Raw genomic sequence first — 4,959 nt, forward strand, 5'->3', positions numbered from 1 at the left:
GTGTACATCCGGATGAGCGGCGGCTGCCAGGGGTGCGGCATGGCCGACGTCACGCTGAAGCAGGGAATCGAACGGCTGATCTTCGAGGAGGCCCCCGAGGTCACCGAGATCCTCGACGTGACCGACCACGCGGCCGGCGCGAACCCCTACTACACTCCCGGCAAGGCGTAGCCGCTCCCGCACGGGGAGCACCAGACCTTCCAGAGCCCCGCGGCTGAGACCGCTGGCCGAGATGCGTCCGCGCCTGCTCCTGCTGATCCCCACCACCAGCTACCGGACGGAGGCCTTCCTCGAGGCGGCTCGCGCGCTGGGAGTCGATATCGTCATCGCCTCCGAGCGGGCCAACGCCCTCGAGGAGGCGTTTCCCGACGGTCTCCTGACGCTCGACTTCCAGAAACCGGACGTGGCCGCCCGCGAGGTGGCCGAGTTCGCCCGCCGATATCCCTTCGATGCCGTCGTGCCGGTTGACGATCTCACAATCGTGGTTGGGGCCGCGATTGCGGGCGCGTTGGGTCTTCCCTCCAATCCGGTGGAGTCAGCGCGGGCTGCGCGCAACAAGGCCGTCATGCGGCAGCGCCTGCGCGGGATGGAAGTGCGCCAGCCGGATTTCACGCTCCTGTCCATCGACGACACCCCCGATGCGGCGGCCTCCCGGGTGGAGTACCCCTGCGTGGTCAAGCCTACCATCCTGGCCGGCAGCCGCGGGGTCATCCGCGCCGATGATCCCGGTCAGTTCACCGCCGCGTTCCGGCGGCTCGAAGCCATCCTGCGGACTCCGGAGGTGTCGGCCCTGGGGGACGAAGCTCGGCAGGTGTTGGTAGAACGCTTCGTGCCGGGGGTCGAAGTCGCCCTCGAGGGACTGCTCGTCAGGGGCGAGCTTCGGGTCCTGGCGCTCTTCGACAAGCCCGACCCCCTCGATGGGCCCTTCTTCGAGGAGACGGTCTACGTCACGCCGTCCCGTTTGCCGACGGGGATGCAGGACGCGATCGCCGGCTGCACAGCCCGTGCAGGCAGGGCGCTGGGCCTACAGGAAGGACCGGTGCATGCCGAGCTGCGCGTGAACGAGGCCGGCCCGTGGCTCATCGAGATCGCGGCGCGCTCGATCGGCGGGCGCTGCTCGCGGGCCCTCCGCTTCGGCACGGGCATGTTGCTCGAGGAGCTGATCCTCCGCCACGCGCTGGGCATGGAGATTCCTTCCCTCGAGCGCGAGCCTTACCCCGCCGGGGTCATGATGATCCCGATCCCGGGCGCCGGCGTCCTCCAGGAGGTCAGGGGGCAGGCTGAGGCGCTGGTGCTGCCGGGGATCGAGGAGATCGACATCACCGCCCACATGGGCCAGGAACTCGTCCCGCTCCCGGAGGGCTGGCGCTACCTCGGGTTCATCTTCGCCAGGGCGGAGACCCCTGAGGCGGTCGAGGCTGCGCTGAGAGCGGCGCACAGGCGCCTCGAGTTCGTGATCGGGGAGCTTCCGGCTCCCCTTCGGTGACCGTGTCCCGGTCCCGCCCCGACACTCGCGCGCACCCCACCGTCTCACCGGCAAGGCGCCGCTGGATCCACGAGCGCCGGGCCCTCACCCGGGTGGCCCGCGGGGCGCTCCCCGCCGATCGCTACCTGGAGGGCGGAACCCTCCTCAACGTCTACACGGGCGAGCTCTATCCCGCCAATGTGGCGATCAAGGGGGAGCGGATCGCGTACGTCGGGGCTCGGGACGACATGGTCGGGCCCCGGACGGAGGTGCTCTCCGCAGCGGGCCGGATCCTTTGCCCGGGCTACATCGAGCCCCACGCCCATCCCTGGCTGATGGCCACGCCCGCCGCCCTGGCCCGCCACGTCCTGCCGCTCGGGACGACGAGCATTGTCGCCGACGACCTGCCGCTCTACGAGCTGGGCGGTGAGCGCGGGTTTCGGGTCGCGGTCGAGGCGCTGAGCCGGGGTCCGCTCAAGTACTACTGGCTGGTGCGGCTTCACTCGCAGTCCAGGTCAGGCGGCGAGTCGCGGCGCTTTCCGACGATCGCCCTGGCACGGCTTCTCGCCTCCCCCTGGGTCGCAGCTGCGGGAGAGGTGACGCGGTGGCCGGAGGCCTGGGAGGGAGATCCGGCGCTCCTCGAGCGGCTCGCGCTCGCGGCCGAGCGGCGGAGGCGGATCGAGGGGCACACTGCCGGCGCGTCCGTGGAGAAACTCGCCGGGCTCGCCGCGGCAGGGCTCAGCTCGTGCCACGAGGCCATCACCGCTCGGGAAGCCCTGGACCGCGCGCGGGCCGGCCTCGCGGTTATCCTCAGGCAGTCGTCGCTCCGCCCCGACCTGAAAGAGCTTCTGGCCGCGCTCAAAGAGGCGCCGGGTCTCACCGCGCGCGTCATGCTGACGACCGACGGGAGCTCGCCGGCCTTCGTCGCCGAGCGCGGCTTCGTCGATCACCTGGTCGCGGTCGCGATGGAGGCGGGGGTCCCGCCGGTCGATGCCTACCGGATGGTCACGCTGAACCCGGCGTTCCACTTCGGCCTCGACGCGGAGATTGGCGGGATCGCGGCGGGGCGCTACGCCGATCTCCTGCTGCTCAGGGACCTGAGCGAGCCGCGGCCGGAGACGGTGATCTCGCGCGGCCGGGTCGTCGCCCGCGACCAAACGCTGCTCGCTTCCGTCCCCGAGCCTCCCTGGGCGCGTATTTTCGCGAGCCGGTCTGCCAGGCTCGCCGTCCGCTGGCGGGTGGGGGCCGACGACTTCGTCCTTCCGCGGCGCGGTCGGCAGCCGGTGATCCGCTTCGTCAGCGCGGTGATCACGCGCCTCGAGGAGCGAAGCCTCGAACCCGGCGACTTGCTGGCAGCGCTCATCGACCGGGAAGGGCGGTGGATCTGCCCGGGCGTCGTCGCCGGCTTCTGCCCGGAGCTGGACGGGCTCGCGACCACGGTCAGCACCGACTTCCAGATCCTGGTGCTCGGCCGCGACGCGCGAGCCATGGCCGCCGCCGTCAACCGGCTCCTGGCGCTGGGGGGCGGCATTGTCGTCGTGGAGGGCGGCCGCGTCAGCTACGAGCTGGCGCTCCCGCTCGGCGGGATCATGAGCCGCCAGCCCCTGGCCGTCCTCGCCGAGCGGGAGCGCGAACTCTTCGCCCTGCTCAAGGCCCACGGCTATGCCCACCACGACCCCCTCTTCACGCTCCTCTTCCTGGTGGCTGATTTCCTGCCCGAGGTTCGGCTGACCGCTCGCGGGGTGTGGGACGTGAAGGGACGCAAGGTCCTGGCGCCGAGCCGCCGCCTCGCGAGGCGCAGAGGAGCCTGAGCGGGCCGCTCGGCCGGGGCGGGGTTGTGCCGGCGGGGCGGTTCGTGTAAAGTCGGCCGTGCGCATCGTGGACGGATCGTCCCCCGCCGGCTCCAACCGGTGCCTGACAGGAGGAAAGACCATGCGTCGATTGGGGAGTGTCTCGCTCGTCGTCGGGCTGGCCATGCTGATCACGGTCGCGGGCCTGGCGGTCCTCCCGGCCGTCAGCCAGACGCCCAAGTCCGGCGGCATCCTTAACGTCATGCATCGGGAGGACCCGCCGAGCTTCTCGATCCACGAGGAGGCGACGATCTCGACGGTATGGCCGGCCAGCCCCTGCTTCTCGAACCTCGTCTACTTCGACCCGCTCAAGAAGCAGGAGAGCATGGACACGATCATCCCCGAGCTGGCCGAGAAGTGGTCGTGGCAGGACGGTGGGCGGACCCTCGTCTTCTTCCTCCGCAAGGACGTGAAGTGGCACGACGGCCAGCCGTTCAGCTCCAAGGACGTCAAGTACACCTTCGACATGGTCCGCGGGGCCCCGGACGCCACCGGCAAGCTCCGCGTGAACCCGCGCAAGGGCTGGTACGCCAACGTGGAGTCCGTCGAGGCGCCCGACCAGTACACGGTGGCCTTCCGCCTGAAGCGGCCACAGCCCTCGCTTCTCCTGATGCTGGCCTCGGGATACTCGCCCGTGTACCCGGCCCACGTGCCGCCGCGGGAGTTCAAGACCAAATGCGTCGGGACCGGGCCCTTCAAGCTCAAGGAGTACCGCCTCGGCGAGTTCGTGGAGCTGGAGCGGAACCCCAACTACTTCGTCAAGGGGCGGCCCTATCTCGACGGGCTCCGCTATATCGTGATCAAGGAGCGCGGGACGCGGGTGGCGGCGCTCCAGGCCGGCAGGCTCGACGTCTCCTTCCCCGGCGAGATCTCCAAGACCATGGCCGACAGCCTGAAGAGGGCGGTGCCGTCGCTGCTGATCACGCCCGCCAGCGCCAACGTCAACGACAACCTGATCCTGAACACGAAGAAGCCGCCCTTCGACAACGCGAAGGTGCGCCGGGCCCTCAGCCTGGCCATCGACCGACGTGCCTTCGCCCAGGCGGTGCACCAGGGGAGCGCGGCGGCGGGTGCCTCCATGGCGCCCAAGCCGTACGGGGTGTGGGGCCTCCTGGACAAGGACCTGAACAAGCTCCCGGGCTACGGCGACCCGGCCAAGGACAAGGCCGAGGCGAAGCGGATCCTCGCGGCGGCCGGCTACGGTCCCGGGAACCCGCTCAAGGCGGAGATGGTCACGCGCGGCATCGCCATCTACGTGGACTTCGCCTCCTTCGTCATCGACCAGATCAAGCAAGTCGGCGTGGAGGCCACGCTGAAGCAGGTCGAGACCGGCGTGTGGCACCCGATGGTGACCCGGCGCGAGTACCTGATGGGGGCCAACCTCACGGGCATCGGCCCCGACGATCCCGACGCCAACTTCTACGAGAACTACCGGTGCGGCTCGCCGCGGAACTACACCGACTACTGCAACGAGCTGGTGGACACCATGATGGACAAGCAGTCCCAGGAGCAGGACCCGAAGAAGCGCCTCCAGCTCGTGTGGGACATCCAGAAGAAGCTCGAGGAGGAGGGGGCCCGGCCCGTGATGGGGTGGCGGATCGACTACTTCACGCACTGGCCGCACGTCAAGAACCTGGTGCCCCA

The 4,959-nt window shown here is 70.0% G+C and carries 4 protein-coding genes; all 4 read left to right on the plus strand.

Annotation, left to right across the window (positions count from 1 at the left end):
- A partial coding sequence (locus HY726_03105) for a NifU family protein (protein ID MBI4607982.1) occupies positions 1-171 on the plus strand: 171 nt, incomplete at its 5' end.
- A gap of 61 nt (positions 172-232) precedes the next feature.
- Complete coding sequence (locus tag HY726_03110; GenBank protein MBI4607983.1) at positions 233-1,486, plus strand: ATP-grasp domain-containing protein; 1,254 nt, start codon at positions 233-235, stop codon at positions 1,484-1,486.
- Complete coding sequence (locus HY726_03115) at positions 1,483-3,276, plus strand: adenine deaminase (GenBank protein MBI4607984.1); 1,794 nt, start codon at positions 1,483-1,485, stop codon at positions 3,274-3,276. The genes HY726_03110 and HY726_03115 overlap by 4 nt, the downstream gene beginning before the upstream one ends.
- 121 nt (positions 3,277-3,397) lie before the next feature.
- The coding region (locus HY726_03120; protein ID MBI4607985.1) for an ABC transporter substrate-binding protein at positions 3,398-4,959 on the plus strand (1,562 nt) is incomplete at its 3' end.

The sequence above is a fragment of the Candidatus Rokuibacteriota bacterium genome (genome assembly GCA_016209385.1).
Taxonomy (GTDB): Bacteria; Methylomirabilota; Methylomirabilia; order Rokubacteriales; family CSP1-6; genus JACQWB01.

Bases quoted from the DNA above. Each gene is read 5' to 3' on its own strand.
- HY726_03110 (MBI4607983.1), top strand. From the start codon at position 233: ATGCGTCCGCGCCTGCTCCTGCTGATCCCCACCACCAGCTACCGGACG.